Genomic DNA, 15,241 nt, shown 5'->3' on the forward strand with positions numbered 1-15,241 from the left:
GGTTGCTATGAACGAGAACGCTACAGCGACGATAGCACGACTCAATACTGCCGATCAGGCGTTTGCCGGACAACTGGATACGTTGCTGGACTGGGAGGGCGTGTCTGATGATGCCGTTCAGGCGCGCGTCAGTGAGATTCTCACCAACGTCAAGCGTCATGGTGATGCAGCGGTCATCGAAGCCACCAATCGCTTTGATCGTGTCTCGGTCACCCATATGGATGAGCTTCGCCTGACGGCCGAGCAATTACGCCAGGCCTTTGAGTCGTTACCTGCTGAGCAGCGCGATGCCCTGGCGAGTGCTGCCGAGCGAATCCGGCGTTATCACGAGCATCAGAAACCGACCTCCTGGCAATATGAAGAACCCGATGGCACGGTGCTTGGCCAGCAGGTGACGGCCATCGACCGCGCGGGCATTTACGTGCCTGGTGGCAAGGCCGCCTATCCCTCATCGGTCCTGATGAATGCGATTCCTGCCCATGTGGCGGGGGTGCAAGAGATCATCATGGTGGTCCCCACTCCCGATGGCGTGCTCAACGATCTGGTGCTGGCGGCAGCGCACGTGGCCGGTGTGAACCAGGTGTTTACCATCGGCGGTGCCCAGGCCATTGGTGCCCTGGCCTATGGAACGGAAAGCGTCCCCAGGGTGGATAAGATCGTTGGACCGGGCAACATCTATGTGGCCACGGCCAAGCGGGCCGTGTTTGGTCAGGTCGGTATCGACATGATTGCCGGCCCCTCTGAAATCATGGTGGTGTCGGATGGATTGACCGATCCTGATTGGCTGGCGATGGATCTGTTTTCCCAGGCGGAGCACGATGAAGATGCTCAAGCTATCCTGGTGAGCTGGGATGCTCAGCATCTGGCGGATGTGGAAGCCGCGATAGAGCGCCTGCTTCCGACCCTGGAGCGGGCCGAGATCGTCCGTGAGTCATTGCGTCGACGCGGCGCGCTGATTCACTGCCGCGATGCCGAGGAAGCCGTCACGCTGATCAACCGGGTAGCCCCCGAGCACCTTGAACTTTCAGTGGCAACGCCCGATACCTGGCTGGCGGGCGTTCGTCATGCGGGCGCCATCTTCATGGGGCGTTATACCGCAGAGGCGCTGGGTGATTATTGTGCAGGGCCTAACCACGTGCTTCCCACCTCCGGCACTGCACGCTTCTCATCACCGCTGGGTGTCTACGATTTCCAAAAACGTTCGTCGCTGATTCACTGCTCAGCCGAGGGCGCGTCAGCGCTGGGTCAGGTTGCCTCTGTGCTGGCGCGGGGCGAATCGTTGACCGCCCACGCTCGTTCTGCTGAGTATCGTATTAAACCGTCTTGATGGGACGACGAAGGCGACCACTCAGCCCGTCAGGGCTGGCTTGAGTCGCCTTCATTATTGCCACTTCGGCGGGTTCCATCGGGTCTTGGAAGTGTCGAGGGAATGGGTCGCTCACCCACATTCAGCGTCATTTCCATGCGTTCGCCGTTGCGGACAATCGTCAGTGGCAGCTCAGTACCCGGCTTGATCGAGGCGATATCGCTCATAGTGGCGCGCGCATCCAGGATAGGCTGACCATCGACGGATAGCAGGACATCGCCTGGCAACAGGCCGGCCTTCTCCGCAGGCCCACCGTCCACGACCCCTGCGACGATCACTCCCTGAGGCGTACGCAGGCCGAAAGAGGCGGCAAGCTCTCGGGATAGCGCCTGCGCCTCAATGCCCAGCCAGCCACGGATGACCCGGCCCTGGGTCACCAGCTCGTCCAGAATGCTATGGGCAAGGTTGGCAGGAATGGCAAACCCGATACCCTGAGAGCCCCCCGAGCGTGAAAAGATGGCCGTATTAATGCCCACCAGTGCGCCTTCGGGGTTGACCAGCGCCCCTCCCGAATTCCCCGGGTTAATGGCTGCATCGGTCTGAATGAAATCTTCGTAGGCGTTCAGGCCCAGATGGCTTCGCCCTGTGGCGCTGATAATCCCCATCGTCACCGTCTGGCCGACGCCAAAGGGGTTGCCGATAGCCAGGGCGACATCGCCTACCGCAACATCTGTTGAATTACTCAGCTCAATAACGGGCAGGTTTTCCAGATCAATCTTAAGCACCGCAAGGTCGCTTTCCGGGTCAGTCCCAATCACTTCGGCGAGCACTTCGCGTCCATCGCGCAGCGCTACCTGAATTTCGTCGGCACCGTTGATGACATGATGATTGGTAAGCACATAGCCTTCGTCACTGACGATGACGCCCGAGCCCAGGCTCGACAGCATGCGTTGATGGGTAGTGGCGTCATCGCCGTTAAAAAATTGCTGAAAGAAGGGATCTGACATCAGCGGGTGCTCGTCGCGTTCGACAATGCGTGACGAGTAGATGTTGACCACAGCAGGCGCCGCCTGATTGACTGCATCGGCGTAGCTGGCAGGGCCCTGGTTGCGGTTCAGTGGCGTCGCTTGTCGGACTTCAGGTGCCGGTCGGTCCGGGTCGGCCTCCTGATCTGCCGTGGTGACCAGAGAAGGTGGGTCCTCGGCCTGGGAAGGCGACGCCTGAAAGGGCAGCGGGAAGCGCTCAGGAAACGCAAACATGATGACAGCTGCCAGCAAGAAGCCTGTGATGATGGGCCATATGTAAGGCAGCACAAAGCGTTTCATTGAGGGGTCCTTTGGCGATCGTCGAGGAGTGGATATTAGCGCTGACGCGTCGTCAGTCTTACACTGGGCACTATCGAGCATAGGGTAACATTTTATTGGCTTGTATCTCATGGATGCCAGCAGATACTTAGGAGCAACGGTGATTCAACGCGATATATTAGTAGCAGCCTGCGACCATCAGCTTCGCGCTTCACAGTTTAAGGACTTTACGATTAACGGCCTTCAGGTGGCAGGTCGTGATCGAGTGGCGCGTGTTATGACTGGGGTAACCGCCTGCCAGTCCCTGCTTGACGAAGCAGTAAACTGGCAGGCCGATATGCTGATTGTTCACCATGGCTATTTCTGGAAGAACGAACCGGTCGCCATTACGGGCATGAAACAGAGACGAATCAAAACCTTGTTGGATCACGGGATAAACCTGCTGGCCTATCACTTGCCTCTGGATGCGCACAGCGAGATGGGCAACAACGCTGAGCTGGCCAGGCAACTGGGCTGGAAAGTCGAAGGTTGTCTGGATGGCGAGCTGGGTGAGGGGCTGCTTTGGTCAGGACGCGTTGCCAGGCCATTGAGCGCGACCGCGCTTGCCGAGCAAATAAGCCAGACCCTGCGGCGAGAGCCGCTGCTGATTGAAGCGCCGGGTGTGGGGGATATAGAGCGTATCGCCTGGTGCACGGGGGGCGCGCAGGACATGATTAGCGCTGCTTGTGAAGGCGGGGCGCAGGCGTTTGTTTCCGGGGAAATTTCAGAGCGAACGACGCATCTTGCCAGAGAAATGGGGATTCATTATCTGGCGGCAGGTCATCATGCTACCGAACGGTACGGCGTTCAGGCATTAGGGGAGTGGTTGGCTGATGAATACGGTGTGGCGCACCGTTTCGTCGATATTGATAATCCCGCTTGATCTCTTTCACCCTCGGCAATACTGCCGAGGGTCGATTCCCTGACGGATAAGAAGGCTCAGTAACGTGGCGGTGTTGCTGCGTCGTCGCGAGCGTCTTTCTCTTTGAGGCCGAAATGTTCGGAGAGCGTGCCGTTCTGGCCATCGGCGTAGTCCCGAGGCGTTGCGGGTGCGCTCAGAGTATCCGTTGGCTCGGTCACCGGGCGAAGGTCAGTCAGCTCGGCAGGGCGATGTGTTAGCTGGTCTAGCTGCCAATGGCCAGCGTCGTCTTGCAGCTTCTTTTCCAGTTCGTCGGCTTCCTGCCGGATCGTTGCTAGCGACTCATGTACACTGGACAGTTGATGGCTGACGCCATTCTTGAGTGACGCAACCTGATGTTCGCGCTCCAATAGTGTTTGGCGAAGTGAAGCAAGCTGACGCTGGCTTTTGCTCAGTAACCGGTAGCATCCTGCGCCGATTATCAAGCCGATCACAAGGCCTATGGCTGCATAGGTTAATGGCTCGCTTTCCACATTTATCTCCCTTGATACCTGTCGCTGCTGGGGATACAGCGCATGAAACAGTCGGTTGCTATTATAGGCGCCTTGATGATGGTTGGGTCAATGCTCATGCGTTGGTAAGCCTAACCACGTATACTTATTGCCTTTATTCATGTTGTGTGGTGGTTTCCAGTAACGCTTGGCGGAAATAACGGGAGAGTTAAACGATGAGGGCAACGTCGGACGGTGGTGGGCCAACGCCGAATGCGGCGACGCCGATGGGGCGTTATCGTGCAGATCTTAAGCGAGAGGGTTTTGAGTACGACCCGGCCCAGGAAGCGGCAGTGGCACATCTGCAGCGTTTGTACGATGCATTGCTGTCAACCCCGACGACGGTGCCGAAAGCGGTCCTGGCCAATAAAGGCCTGAAAGCCAGGATGGCGGGGTTGATAGGCAAAAAATCGTCTACACAACAAGAACCTGTAACGCCGAGCGTCCAGGGGCTTTATTTCTGGGGGGGTGTGGGTCGCGGCAAGACGTATCTGGTAGATACTTTCTACGAATCGCTGCCGTTTGCCGATAAAATGCGCACCCACTTCCATCGCTTCATGCAGCGTGTGCATAACGAACTTACTCATTACAAAGGGGAAAAGAACCCGCTGACATTGGTGGCGAGCAAGTTTGCCAGTGAAGCGCGGGTGATTTGCTTTGATGAGTTCTTCGTCAAGGACATTACCGACGCCATGATACTGGCGAATCTGCTCGAGGCCCTCTTCGAGAGAGGTGTCGTCCTCGTGGCAACGTCGAATATCTTGCCTGACGATCTGTATAAAGATGGTCTTCAGCGCGCGCGGTTCCTGCCCGCTATCGATTTGCTCAATCGCCACTGCCAGGTGGTGAATGTCGACTCGGGTGTCGATTATCGTCTGCGCGCCCTGGAGCGGGCAGAAATCTTTCACTCGCCGCTGGACGATGCCGCTGAAAGAGAGCTGGCGCGCAGTTTCCGGGAAATCGCCGGGCATGCTGGAGAGGAAGGTGCCCCGCTTGAGATTAATCAGCGTGTGTTGACGACACGCCGACTTCACGACGACATCGCCTGGTTTGAATTTGCTGAGCTTTGCGATGGCCCGCGCAGTCAAAACGACTATATTGAACTGGCGCGGGAATTTCACACGATTATCGTTTCTAATGTCCCGGCCATGCGGGGTGCTGACGACGATCAGGCAAGGCGCTTCATCAACATGGTGGATGAGTTCTATGACCGGGGCGTCAAGGTGTTGATGTCGGCAGAAGTGCCGGTGGAATCGCTCTATCGCGATGGCAAGCTGACGTTTGAATACCAGCGAACGCTCTCTCGGCTACAGGAAATGCAGTCCCATGATTATTTGGCACTGCCGCACAAGCCCTAGCCGCATAAAACTTGGTCGTATACCGCCTGGTGTATAAACCCCGACCGCATAAAAAAGAGAAATCCGGAAAAGTGCCGGTGATTACTCAGAAAGGCTTAACTTGGCGGATGGCTTGCTGTAGAATGCCGCCTCGCTACATGTTGTGGGTTTAAAACCTGCAACCAAAAAAAATAGGGATGGTGCAACGCCGCATAGCGGTGTGTCGTACCCAACACATTTTAACTGGTGATTTCATCCATGAAGACGTTCAGTGCTAAGCCGCAGTCCGTCCAGCGCGATTGGTACGTTGTCGACGCAACGGACAAGACGCTAGGCCGTCTGGCTACCGAAATTGCTCGCCGCTTGCGCGGTAAGCATAAGCCCGAATTTACCCCTCACGTTGATACCGGCGATTACATCGTGGTGATCAACGCTGAAAAAGTCCAAGTGACCGGCAACAAGGCAAAGGCCAAGACCTATTACCGCCATACCGGTTACCCGGGCGGTCTACGCTCTATGACGTTCGATAAAATGATCGACCATGCGCCCGAGCGTGTTATTGAGTCTGCCGTGAAGGGCATGCTGCCCAAAGGCCCGCTTGGCCGTGCCATGTACACCAAGCTTAAAGTGTACGCTGGTGCCGAGCATCCGCATGCTGCCCAACAGCCGCTTGAACTGAACATCTGAGGAAATCTCCGCCATGACACAGCAGTATTACGGTACCGGGCGCCGCAAGACTTCCACCGCCCGCGTCTTTATGAAGCCGGGTTCCGGCAAAATTACCGTCAACAACCGTGAGCTCGACAACTACTTCGGTCGTGTAACCGGTCGTATGGTTGTTCGCCAGCCGCTGGAGCTGACCGAAACCCTCAACCAGTTCGACGTCTACGTCACGGTTGAAGGCGGCGGTGGTTCAGCGCAAGCCGGTGCCATTCGCCACGGTATTACCCGTGCGCTGATGAACTATAACGAAGACCTGCGCCCTGCGCTGCGCGCCGCGGGTTATGTAACGCGCGATGCACGTCAGGTAGAGCGTAAGAAAGTCGGCCTGCGTAAAGCACGTCGTCGTCCGCAGTTCTCCAAGCGTTAATCGACGCTCAAACACTGTGGAAAAAGCCCAGGCCATTGGTCTGGGCTTTTTTTTTGCTGTAACAAATACCCGCGTTGATTACGCGAGCCTGGCGAACTGTGCGCTGGTTAAACTACTTTATACATAGACATTAAATAACAACAGTCATCCTTGCCAGGTGAACGCGCTGCGTGAGGGAAGAGTGGGGGCCGGATATGGCAAATAACGGCGTTAACAAGGGGCGGCGGCGTTTCCTTGTAGGCGCGACGACGGTTGTCGGCGCAGTCGGAGTGGTTGGGGTTGCAGTCCCGTTCGTGTCGGCTTGGCAGCCGAGTGCCAGAGCCCGGGCAGCGGGGGCGCCTGTTAAGGCCGATGTTTCGAAGCTGGCGCCTGGACAGCGTATGACGGTCGAGTGGAGAGGGCGCCCCGTCTGGATTATCAACCGAACGCCCGAGATGATCGAGCGCACGGAATCCTTGGCCGCTGGCCGTCTCGCCGACCCGGATTCCCAGGCGTCTCTTCAGCCTTCCTATAGCGCCGGTCAAATGCGCTCCATACGGCCGGAAATCGGTGTCCTGATCGGTATCTGCACACACCTTGGGTGTTCGCCAGTTTACCGTCCCGAACCGGATGCAACGGGCGTTGGTGTCGACGACTGGCCCGGCGGCTTCTTCTGTCCCTGTCATGGCTCACGGTTTGATTTGGCAGGACGTGTGTTCAGCAATGTACCGGCGCCTACCAATCTGGAAGTGCCCCCCTATCGTTTCGAGGGCGATAACATCATTGTTGTCGGTGAAGATGAGGAGACGGCCTGATGGGTAATTCAAATAAAACCAGGGCTCCCCGGGGCCTGATGCGCTGGATTGATGCCCGCTTTCCGGCAACGCAGCTCTTTCAGGATCATCTGTCGCACTACTACGCGCCGAAGAATTTTAATTTCTGGTATTTTTTCGGCTCCCTCGCGCTGTTGGTTCTCGTCAACCAGATTCTGACCGGCATCTGGCTCACCATGAGCTTCAATCCCAGTGCTGAAGGCGCCTTTGACTCCATCGAATACATCATGCGCGATGTGGAATGGGGCTGGCTGATCCGCTATATGCACACCACAGGAGCGTCAGCTTTCTTTGTGGTCATCTATCTGCATATGTTTCGGGGATTGCTGTATGGCTCTTACAAAGCACCCCGAGAACTGGTGTGGATTTTCGGCATGGCCATTTATTTAACCCTGATGGCCGAGGCGTTCATGGGGTATCTGCTGCCTTGGGGGCAAATGTCTTACTGGGGTGCGCAGGTGATTATTTCACTGTTCTCTGCCATTCCCTTTATTGGGCCGGATCTGGCGCAGTGGGTGCGCGGCGATTATCTGATTTCAGGCATCACGCTGAATCGCTTTTTTGCCTTGCATGTGGTGGCCTTGCCGATTGTGATTCTCGCGTTGGTAGTGCTGCATATTGTGGCGCTCCACGAGGTGGGCTCCAACAATCCCGACGGTATCGATATCAAGCAGAAAAAAGATGAAGCCGGTAATCCGCGGGATGGCATCCCTTTTCATCCTTATTACACGGTTAAGGATCTGGTGGGGGTTGCTGTTTTCCTGTTTGTGTTCTGCATTGTGGTGTTCTATTTCCCGGAAGGGGGCGGGTATTTTATCGAAACGCCCAACTTTGAACCGGCCAATCCGTTACAGACCCCCGACCATATTGCGCCCGTATGGTATTTCACGCCGTTTTACGCGATTTTGCGTGCCATTACCTTCTCGATTTTCGGTTTGGAGGCGAAGTTCCTGGGAGTGATGTGCATGGGGGGCGCGATTGCCGTCATGTTCGTCCTGCCATGGCTGGATCGTAGCCCTGTGCGCTCGATCCGCTATAAAGGCTGGATATCCAAGCTGATGTTAGCGCTGTTTGCGGCAAGCTTTGTAACGCTTGGGGTACTGGGTGTGATGCCTTCAACAGGAGGGCGGACACTGTTGGCCCAAGTCTGCACGGCGATCTATTTCGCTTATTTCCTGTTGATGCCGATCTATACACGGTTGGAAAGAACAAAACCCGTTCCGGAAAGGGTGACTGGCTAATGAAAAAACAACTGATCGCGCTCATCGCTATGCTGGTGCCAATGACCACAATGGCTGCCGGTGGCGCAGGTGTTGCGCATTCCATGGAGCCGGATCTCCGGGATCAGGCGTCGTTGCAAAATGGCATGAAGCTCTACGTTAACTATTGTATGGGCTGCCACTCGCTTGAGTATCAGCGTTTTTCCCGCGCTGCCGAGGATTTGGATATTCCGCGGGACATTATTGAGGACAATGTCATCTTTTCCTCCGAAATGGCGTTCAACGATCAAATGCAAACGTCAATGAACGAAGACGACGGTGAGACCTGGTTTGGTGCGCCGCCTCCTGACCTGACGCTGTCAGCCAGGCTGCATGGCACTGATTGGCTGTATTCCTACCTGCTCAGTTTTTATCAAGACCCGAGCCGTCCCACCGGGGTCAATAATGCAGTGTTCGAGCTGGTCGCCATGCCCAATGTGCTGGAACCGCTTCAGGGGGTACAGGAAAAGGTATGTCCTGAGGCAGATGCATCAGAGAGTGCCTCCGACGGCGAGGCTGACTGTGATACATTGGAAGTTACTCGCCAGGGTGAACTCTCGCCAGAGGAGTTTGAAGAGGCGGTTTATGACCTCACAAACTTTCTTGCCTATGTGGGCGAGCCTTCAAAGCTTCAGGCCCAGGCGTTAGCGCCGAAGGTGCTCATCTTTTTGTTTGTCTTTGGCGTGATTGCCTATCTTCTCAAGCGTGAGTATTGGCGCGATATTCACTGAAGGCGCTGATGCAGGGCATTTCAGGGCGTGCGGCTGAGTCGCGCGCCCTTTGCGTGTTAGCCTTTAACGTAAAGCATGGCGTTGCCTTCCCCAAGGGTGGGGTGGACGTGTTATTATTCAAGATTGATTCGTTGCGAGGATGGTTTCATGGGAGTTGTGGCCAAACGGTCGTCGATGATTTTTTATTCAGGTAATGATGATCATTTCAGTCATCGTGTCCGCATTGTACTGGCTGAGAAGGGGGTGGCTGTCGACGTCGTCGATGTCTCCGACGAGAATGTCCCTGACGAGCTCGCCGACTTGAATCCGTACAACAGTGTGCCTACGCTGCTGGATCGTGATCTGGTGCTTTACGAGTCGAAGGTCATGATGGAATATCTGGATGAGCGTTTTCCGCATCCGCCACTATTGCCTGTCTATCCTGTGGCGCGTGCGCAGAGCCGTCTCTGGATGCATCGTATCGAACGCGAGTGGTGCCCGTTGGTCGAGCAAATCACCAGCGGTGGGAAAAAAGAAGCAGAGAAAGCACGTAAAGAGCTGCGCGAAAGTCTTGTCGGTATTTCGCCTATTTTTGAAGACATGCCGTACTTCATGAGCGACGAGTTCACCTTGGTGGACTGTTGCCTGGCGCCGATCCTATGGCGTTTGCCGGCACTGAACATCGAGCTGCCGGAAAAACAGGTAAAGCCGCTGATGAGCTATATGTCGCGGGTGTTTGAGCGAGACGCATTTAAAGCCGCGTTGAACGAGCGCGAAAAAGAGATGCGTGCCTGAACCCACTCAGGCCTCGCCTGGCGGGGCCTTCTCTCTGGTAGGAGCGATAGGAGATGAAATCGAGCCGTCCTTATATTGCCCGAGCGCTTTACGAGTGGTTGCTGGACAACGAGCTCACGCCGCACCTGGTCGTGGATGCCACGCAGCCCGGTGTTGAAGTGCCGCGTCAATTCGTGCAAAACGGCCAAATCGTACTCAATGTTGCGCCTACAGCGGTTCGCGACCTGTTTATGGAAAACCAGGCCATCGGTTTTAACGCGCGCTTTGGCGGGCAGCCCATGCAGGTGATGATTCCAACGCCAGCACTCATCGCGATTTATGCCCGGGAAAACGGCGCTGGTATGGTGTTCGGCCACGAGCCGGAATTAACCCCGCTCGAGGGCGAAGAAGAAGCGGCTGATGAAGCGTCTTCGCCAAGTAAGCCAACGCTGGCTGCGACGGAATCAACCGTTGAAGCGGATTCCGCATCTGAGGAAACGTCAACGAAAACGTCGGAATCAGGCAGTGAATCAAAGGATAAGCCCAGCAAGAAAAAACCATCGCTGCGGGTGGTGAAGTAACACGACAGTTTCCTTCTGAAGCGTTCCTAAACAAAAAAGCCTCGCTGTTTTGAACAGCGAGGCTTTTTTTTTGGTTGCCTTGGGGGTCGATTTAGTCGATGTACTCGAAGACTTTTACAATCCGCTGGATGCCTGCCACGTTGGAAGCCGTGTTGACAATGCGATCCGCTTCTTCACGCGACACCATGCCCATGATGTAAACGCTGGCATTTTCGGTCGTGACCTTGAGTTTTGAAGAGTCAATTCGGTCATTGGTCGCCAACTGAGCGATGACGTTGCTGGTTAACCAGGTATCGGTCAAGCGCTGAGTGCTGGGTAAGCGGGCCGATACCGTCAGCTCGTTGTGTACGTCATTGACGCCACGTATGTCAGCGGTGACGTTTTCAGCCATCTCGCGCAGTTCTTCGCTGGGCACTTGGCCCACCAACAGAACGACGCCATTAAAGCTGTGGGGGCGAATGCGAGCGTCACCCAGCCGCCCGTCAGCTCGATCCAGCGCACGCCCGACTTCTCGTTCAATCGTTTGATCAATGGCAGCCACGTCTTCGCCGCGTTGACCGTAGTTTGAAGCATCGACAGCGGTATTGGTCGCGCAACCTGCGAGCAGAATACTGGCCCCCAGGGTGGCCGCCATTAGCAAACGGGAAAAACGCGAGGCTGAGAGTTTTGAAGTCATTGATAGGTTCCTTTTCATTATCGGCAGGGCTGCTTAGCCGCCGAAGAGTTGCTCATCGATCAAGTCACAAAGGCAGTGGATGACCAACAAGTGCACTTCCTGGATGCGTGCCGTGGAGGTGGCGGGCACACGAATTTCGCAGTCATCCTGACCCAGTAGCGATGCCATGTCACCGCCATCTCGACCGGTTAACGCCACGACCGTCATGTCCCGGTCGTGAGCGGCTTGTATGGCCTGCACAATATTAGCCGAGTTGCCGCTGGTTGAAATGGCCAGAAGTATGTCGCCTGGCTGACCTAGCGCCCTGATTTGTTTAGAGAACACTTCGTTGTACGTGTAGTCATTGGCGATCGAGGTTAGCGTGGAGGTATCCGTGGTTAACGCCAGCGCTGGTAAGCTCGGCCGCTCGCGCTCAAAGCGGTTAAGCAGCTCCGACGAAAAATGTTGGCTATCCCCCGCGCTGCCGCCGTTTCCACAGGCGAGAATTTTGCCTTCGCTTACCAGGCATTGCACCATCATCTGACTGGCGACCTCGATAAAAGGCGGCAGCACCTCGCTGGCGTAGGTTTTGGTATCAATGCTGGCGTTGAAGTGGTCCAGTATGCGTGGTTGAAAGTCCATTAGGGCTTCCTGGTTGTCAATTCAAAAGGCGTCAAAAGCGGCTTTTACCCACTCGACTTCCATCTGAGGGGGTGTGCCGGTCATGGCGATAACGTCAAAACGACACGCTGACGGGTATCGTTTCGAGGCCAGATAAAGGCGTGCGGCCCGGATAAGCCGCTGCCGTTTTTGAGCGGTTACGGACTCGAGAGGATGCCCGTAGCGGCTCGATTTGCGATGTTTGACCTCTACGAAGACCAGAATATCCGCATCTTGCATGATCAGGTCAAGCTCACCGCCTTTAACATGGTGATTACTGGCAATTAAACGTAACCCTTGCTGCTCCAGCCATTGAGCTGCCAGCTGCTCAATGGCCTGCCCGCGCGCTCGCGCCGTCTTTGAGCTAGTCGTCATCGCGTTCGTCGTTGTCTTCTTCACTGCTCATCAAGCCGGGGATTAAAATCGGTGCAGGTGTGCCGTTCTGGAACTTGGCCCAGGGTAGCTCGCGATAAATCCTGCCGTCGGCGGTGAGAAACAGCTTGCCGGTGCTGCCATCGAAGCCTTCCAGTGCAGAAAAATCAGAAAGGCGAGTGGCAATCTCATAGGCATCGACACCCATGGCCATTAAGCGGAACATCGAGGCGTCGGGCTCTTCTCTTAGCCGCTGGTAGCTGTCGTAGAAGGGCAGCACTTCTTCACCACCCACGGCGGCATCGGGAATTTGCCAGGGGATGTCCATGAACATGACGTCATTGAGGTCCTGATCAAGGCGCGTCTGACCCCGTCCTTCGTGAAGGTGGGACGTCGCATAGATGGGAAGGTCGGGCGCGTAATAGTAATCCATGGTGGGCGGCACCTGGCGAGCATAGTCAGGTAGCGCGAGCAGGAAAAGGGCATCAATCTCATTCAACTGGGCGCGCTCACCGCGAACGTTCAAAGCCGTCTTTACCGCATCAGATACCGGGTTGTCTGGGTTATAGCGCACGGCGTTGCTGATCTCGCCTCCCTGACGATGCCACTCGTTCCAGAAAGCTTCACCGACACGCTGCCCCCAGTTGTTATCGGGTACCATAAGTGCCATTTGGCGGTGGCCATCCTGCCAGGCGCGGCGTGCGGCTTGACGCGCTTCGTCTTCAGCCGAGAGACCGTATTGGAAAAGCCGCTTGGCTTGATTTCGCTCGCCGCTACCGTAGTTGAGCGCCAATGTCGGCACGGGAACGCTGTCGCGCTGTTCAAGCTGAGTGACCTGCTCCTTGTCCAGCGGTCCAATCATCACCTGGGTGTTCATCTGTTGGGCGCGGTCATAAAGCTCGTTGAGCGAGTACTGAGAAGCATCCAGAAAGCTCAGCTGTACGTCGTCGCCCTGGATGTCGTGATGGCGACGCATAGCGGAGGCAATGGTCTCGGCGACACTGCTGAGCGCGCCGGATTCGGGAAGTGCCACGAGGATGCGATTGATCGTTTCACCTTCCAGTTCTGGTAGTGCAAAGCGTTCGGGGTCGGGTTTGTCGAGCGCTTCGCGTGCCCAGCGCTGACGGTCTTCAAGCGTACGCTGCTGCTCGGCCTGCATCGGCAGCTCGTCATCAAGCACTTGGGTGGCGCGCAAAACACTGTCAGGTTCATTAAGTGCGCGGGCCAGCTCGGAAAAGAGTAGAGCCCAGCGAACCCGGTTGGCTTCGGAGAGCGCTTGCTCGTCAATGGCGCCAGCCGCCTCAAAGGCGTCTTCGCGTTGGCCCTGGCGGGCAAAAATATTGGCCGCCTCGAGGCGAGTTCTGGCGGCTTCTCCCGGGGCCTGTTCTTGCGCTTGGCTAAGCAGGCGGCCGGGATCCTCGTCGGGTACTCGGTCAACGACGCTTGGGGGTTGCATCGCACAACCCGCAACGAAAAGCGCCATGAGCGTAGCGGCAAGAAAGCCACGTAATGACTGTTTCATGTATCCTTCCTTAGTTTCCATTTGCGCCGTCGCTGCTTGTCAACGATTTGGCGACTATTGCACAAGCATAGCGTACCGAGGGGCAAGCCATTGACGAATTGGGAGTCATGATGACACACACACCACCGGGTACATTGTACGTGGTCGCCACGCCGATTGGGAATTTGGATGATCTTTCTGCCCGCGCTGTGCGACTGCTGGGTGAAGTGACACGCGTTGCCGCTGAGGATACCCGTCACAGCGCCCGCTTGTTGTCGCATCTGGGCTTGAATAAGCCGATGATATCGTTGCACGAACACAACGAGGAGCGGCGGGTCGAGAGCCTGGATCGCTATCTTGAAGCGGGGGAGGATATTGCCTTGATCAGCGACGCCGGGACGCCACTGATCAGCGACCCGGGGTTCGTGTTGGTGCGCGAGCTTCGCGCTCGCAACCGCCATGTCGTGCCGATACCTGGCCCCTGCGCACTGATTACCGCGTTGTCTGCGGCTGGCTTGCCTACCGATCGATTTGTGTTTGGTGGGTTTCTACCGGCCAAGCCCGGCGCGAGACGGCAAGCACTGGAGGCCTGGAAGGTGCGCGAGGAGACGCTGGTATTTTACGAATCCCCGCACCGTATCGTGCATACCCTGGAAGCCTTGCATGAACAGTTGAAAGGCCGCGAGGTTGTCTTGGCTCGCGAGTTGACCAAAACCTTCGAGACATTTCTTCACGGTACGCCGGCGGCGTTACTGGCGCAGTTGTCCAACGACCCCAATCAGGCGCGTGGTGAGTTTGTGGTGATCGTCGCGGGTGCGCCGCCGGTAGCGCAAAGTGAGCAGCAGGCGATTGACGCCGACACCCTGCTTGAGGCGTTGCTTGGAGAAGGGGTTGGTGTCAAGCAGGCGGCAAGCGTTGCCGCCCGGCTGTTCGGCGGTCGTAAGCAAACCTGGTATGCCCGCTTGCAAGGCATGAAAGGCGAGCATTGAGGCGAACGTTGGGCGCTGGTATGCTTGCCGCCGGAGTTGGCCAGACAGTCGCCGCTGATACCCCTAAAAAGGTGTTGGGGGAGGAAAGTCCGGGCTCCATAGGGCAGAGTGCCAGGTAACGCCTGGGCGGCGTGAGCCGATGGAAAGTGCAGCAGAGAGTAGACCGCCTAAGCCCTTCGGGGCCGGTAAGGGTGAAAGGGTGCGGTAAGAGCGCACCGCGCGCCTGGCAACAGTGCGTGGCAAGGTAAACCCCACTCGGAGCAAGACCAAATAGGGACCCGATGGCGTGGCCCGCGCTGGGTCCGGGTAGGTTGCTTGAGCGCTGTGGTAACACAGCGCCTAGAGGAATGACTGTCCACGACAGAACCCGGCTTATCGGCCGACTCCCCATTCATCGGGGCATGCCAAGGCATGCCCCCCATTACCCTGTGAGTGTACTGTC

Annotated in this window: 17 protein-coding genes and 1 other RNA gene; 12 read left to right on the forward strand and 6 right to left on the reverse strand. The window is 56.6% G+C overall.

Annotated features, from left to right (window positions below):
• Positions 1 to 7: 7 nt before the first annotated feature.
• Positions 8 to 1,327: a histidinol dehydrogenase gene (gene hisD / locus NH395_RS00965; protein WP_253021762.1), complete on the forward strand. Its 1,320-nt coding sequence runs from the start codon at positions 8 to 10 to the stop codon at positions 1,325 to 1,327.
• A gap of 29 nt (positions 1,328 to 1,356) precedes the next feature.
• Here the strand turns inward: hisD and NH395_RS00970 are convergent, their stop codons facing one another.
• Complete coding sequence (locus NH395_RS00970) at positions 1,357 to 2,631, reverse strand: Do family serine endopeptidase (protein WP_253021763.1); 1,275 nt, start codon at positions 2,629 to 2,631, stop codon at positions 1,357 to 1,359.
• A 139-nt stretch (positions 2,632 to 2,770) separates the two neighbouring features.
• Between NH395_RS00970 and NH395_RS00975 the strand changes: the two genes are divergently transcribed.
• Positions 2,771 to 3,532 (forward strand): Nif3-like dinuclear metal center hexameric protein, encoded by a 762-nt coding sequence (locus NH395_RS00975; RefSeq protein ID WP_253021765.1) that lies wholly within the window; start codon positions 2,771 to 2,773, stop codon positions 3,530 to 3,532.
• A gap of 56 nt (positions 3,533 to 3,588) precedes the next feature.
• Here the strand turns inward: NH395_RS00975 and NH395_RS00980 are convergent, their stop codons facing one another.
• Positions 3,589 to 4,041, reverse strand: coding sequence for a DUF1043 family protein (locus tag NH395_RS00980; protein ID WP_253021767.1), 453 nt, complete (start codon positions 4,039 to 4,041; stop codon positions 3,589 to 3,591).
• Between the two features lie 194 nt (positions 4,042 to 4,235).
• Between NH395_RS00980 and zapE the strand changes: the two genes are divergently transcribed.
• From zapE to NH395_RS01020, 8 genes are all read left to right on the forward strand, one after another.
• Positions 4,236 to 5,417, forward strand: coding sequence for a cell division protein ZapE (gene zapE / locus NH395_RS00985; protein ID WP_253021769.1), 1,182 nt, complete (start codon positions 4,236 to 4,238; stop codon positions 5,415 to 5,417).
• 237 nt (positions 5,418 to 5,654) lie between these two features.
• Positions 5,655 to 6,083 carry a 50S ribosomal protein L13 gene (gene rplM / locus NH395_RS00990; protein ID WP_066321107.1) on the forward strand — a complete coding sequence of 143 codons (429 nt, stop codon included), beginning with the start codon at positions 5,655 to 5,657 and terminating at the stop codon, positions 6,081 to 6,083.
• Between the two features lie 13 nt (positions 6,084 to 6,096).
• Positions 6,097 to 6,486, forward strand: coding sequence for a 30S ribosomal protein S9 (gene rpsI, locus NH395_RS00995; RefSeq protein WP_066321105.1), 390 nt, complete (start codon positions 6,097 to 6,099; stop codon positions 6,484 to 6,486).
• Positions 6,487 to 6,680: 194 nt separating this feature from the next.
• On the forward strand, positions 6,681 to 7,280 hold the full coding sequence (gene petA / locus NH395_RS01000; protein ID WP_066321103.1) for a ubiquinol-cytochrome c reductase iron-sulfur subunit: 600 nt from the start codon (positions 6,681 to 6,683) through the stop codon (positions 7,278 to 7,280).
• The gene (locus NH395_RS01005; RefSeq protein WP_253021771.1) at positions 7,280 to 8,539 is read left to right on the forward strand and encodes a cytochrome bc complex cytochrome b subunit; all 1,260 of its coding nucleotides are present in this window, start codon (positions 7,280 to 7,282) and stop codon (positions 8,537 to 8,539) included. Before petA ends, NH395_RS01005 begins: the two co-directional genes overlap by 1 nt.
• Positions 8,539 to 9,288 (forward strand): cytochrome c1, encoded by a 750-nt coding sequence (locus NH395_RS01010; protein WP_066321099.1) that lies wholly within the window; start codon positions 8,539 to 8,541, stop codon positions 9,286 to 9,288. Before NH395_RS01005 ends, NH395_RS01010 begins: the two co-directional genes overlap by 1 nt.
• 147 nt (positions 9,289 to 9,435) lie before the next feature.
• Complete coding sequence (sspA, locus tag NH395_RS01015; protein WP_066321097.1) at positions 9,436 to 10,062, forward strand: stringent starvation protein SspA; 627 nt, start codon at positions 9,436 to 9,438, stop codon at positions 10,060 to 10,062.
• Positions 10,063 to 10,115: 53 nt separating this feature from the next.
• Positions 10,116 to 10,622 carry a ClpXP protease specificity-enhancing factor gene (locus NH395_RS01020; protein ID WP_253021773.1) on the forward strand — a complete coding sequence of 169 codons (507 nt, stop codon included), beginning with the start codon at positions 10,116 to 10,118 and terminating at the stop codon, positions 10,620 to 10,622.
• Positions 10,623 to 10,713: 91 nt separating this feature from the next.
• Here NH395_RS01020 and NH395_RS01025 read toward each other — a convergent pair whose 3' ends face one another.
• The 4 genes from NH395_RS01025 to NH395_RS01040 are packed head-to-tail and all read right to left on the reverse strand — an operon-like array spanning position 10,714 to position 13,831.
• On the reverse strand, positions 10,714 to 11,298 hold the full coding sequence (locus NH395_RS01025) for a BON domain-containing protein (RefSeq protein WP_253021775.1): 585 nt from the start codon (positions 11,296 to 11,298) through the stop codon (positions 10,714 to 10,716).
• Positions 11,299 to 11,331: 33 nt separating this feature from the next.
• Positions 11,332 to 11,919: a phosphoheptose isomerase gene (locus tag NH395_RS01030; RefSeq protein ID WP_066321086.1), complete on the reverse strand. Its 588-nt coding sequence runs from the start codon at positions 11,917 to 11,919 to the stop codon at positions 11,332 to 11,334.
• A 21-nt stretch (positions 11,920 to 11,940) separates the two neighbouring features.
• Positions 11,941 to 12,312 (reverse strand): YraN family protein, encoded by a 372-nt coding sequence (locus NH395_RS01035; protein WP_253021777.1) that lies wholly within the window; start codon positions 12,310 to 12,312, stop codon positions 11,941 to 11,943.
• The gene (locus NH395_RS01040; protein ID WP_253021779.1) at positions 12,302 to 13,831 is read right to left on the reverse strand and encodes a penicillin-binding protein activator; all 1,530 of its coding nucleotides are present in this window, start codon (positions 13,829 to 13,831) and stop codon (positions 12,302 to 12,304) included. Before NH395_RS01040 ends, NH395_RS01035 begins: the two co-directional genes overlap by 11 nt.
• A gap of 110 nt (positions 13,832 to 13,941) precedes the next feature.
• Here NH395_RS01040 and rsmI point away from each other — a divergent pair, with 110 nt between their 5' ends.
• Together rsmI and rnpB are read left to right on the forward strand one after the other, a co-directional pair.
• Positions 13,942 to 14,799 (forward strand): 16S rRNA (cytidine(1402)-2'-O)-methyltransferase, encoded by an 858-nt coding sequence (gene rsmI, locus NH395_RS01045; RefSeq protein ID WP_253021781.1) that lies wholly within the window; start codon positions 13,942 to 13,944, stop codon positions 14,797 to 14,799.
• Positions 14,800 to 14,831: 32 nt separating this feature from the next.
• Positions 14,832 to 15,190: RNase P RNA component class A (gene rnpB / locus NH395_RS01050), an RNA gene on the forward strand.
• Positions 15,191 to 15,241 lie beyond the last annotated feature (51 nt).

The organism is Halomonas sp. Mc5H-6, from assembly GCF_024124705.1.
Classification (GTDB): Bacteria; Pseudomonadota; Gammaproteobacteria; order Pseudomonadales; family Halomonadaceae; genus Vreelandella; species Vreelandella subterranea.

Bases quoted from the DNA above. Each gene is read 5' to 3' on its own strand.
- hisD (WP_253021762.1), top strand. From the start codon at position 8: ATGAACGAGAACGCTACAGCGACGATAGCACGACTCAATACTGCCGAT.
- NH395_RS00970 (WP_253021763.1), bottom strand. From the start codon at position 2,631: ATGAAACGCTTTGTGCTGCCTTACATATGGCCCATCATCACAGGCTTC.
- zapE (WP_253021769.1), top strand. From the start codon at position 4,236: ATGAGGGCAACGTCGGACGGTGGTGGGCCAACGCCGAATGCGGCGACG.
- rplM (WP_066321107.1), top strand. From the start codon at position 5,655: ATGAAGACGTTCAGTGCTAAGCCGCAGTCCGTCCAGCGCGATTGGTAC.
- rpsI (WP_066321105.1), top strand. From the start codon at position 6,097: ATGACACAGCAGTATTACGGTACCGGGCGCCGCAAGACTTCCACCGCC.
- petA (WP_066321103.1), top strand. From the start codon at position 6,681: ATGGCAAATAACGGCGTTAACAAGGGGCGGCGGCGTTTCCTTGTAGGC.
- NH395_RS01005 (WP_253021771.1), top strand. From the start codon at position 7,280: ATGGGTAATTCAAATAAAACCAGGGCTCCCCGGGGCCTGATGCGCTGG.
- NH395_RS01010 (WP_066321099.1), top strand. From the start codon at position 8,539: ATGAAAAAACAACTGATCGCGCTCATCGCTATGCTGGTGCCAATGACC.
- sspA (WP_066321097.1), top strand. From the start codon at position 9,436: ATGGGAGTTGTGGCCAAACGGTCGTCGATGATTTTTTATTCAGGTAAT.
- NH395_RS01020 (WP_253021773.1), top strand. From the start codon at position 10,116: ATGAAATCGAGCCGTCCTTATATTGCCCGAGCGCTTTACGAGTGGTTG.
- NH395_RS01025 (WP_253021775.1), bottom strand. From the start codon at position 11,298: ATGACTTCAAAACTCTCAGCCTCGCGTTTTTCCCGTTTGCTAATGGCG.
- NH395_RS01030 (WP_066321086.1), bottom strand. From the start codon at position 11,919: ATGGACTTTCAACCACGCATACTGGACCACTTCAACGCCAGCATTGAT.
- NH395_RS01035 (WP_253021777.1), bottom strand. From the start codon at position 12,312: ATGACGACTAGCTCAAAGACGGCGCGAGCGCGCGGGCAGGCCATTGAG.
- NH395_RS01040 (WP_253021779.1), bottom strand. From the start codon at position 13,831: ATGAAACAGTCATTACGTGGCTTTCTTGCCGCTACGCTCATGGCGCTT.
- rsmI (WP_253021781.1), top strand. From the start codon at position 13,942: ATGACACACACACCACCGGGTACATTGTACGTGGTCGCCACGCCGATT.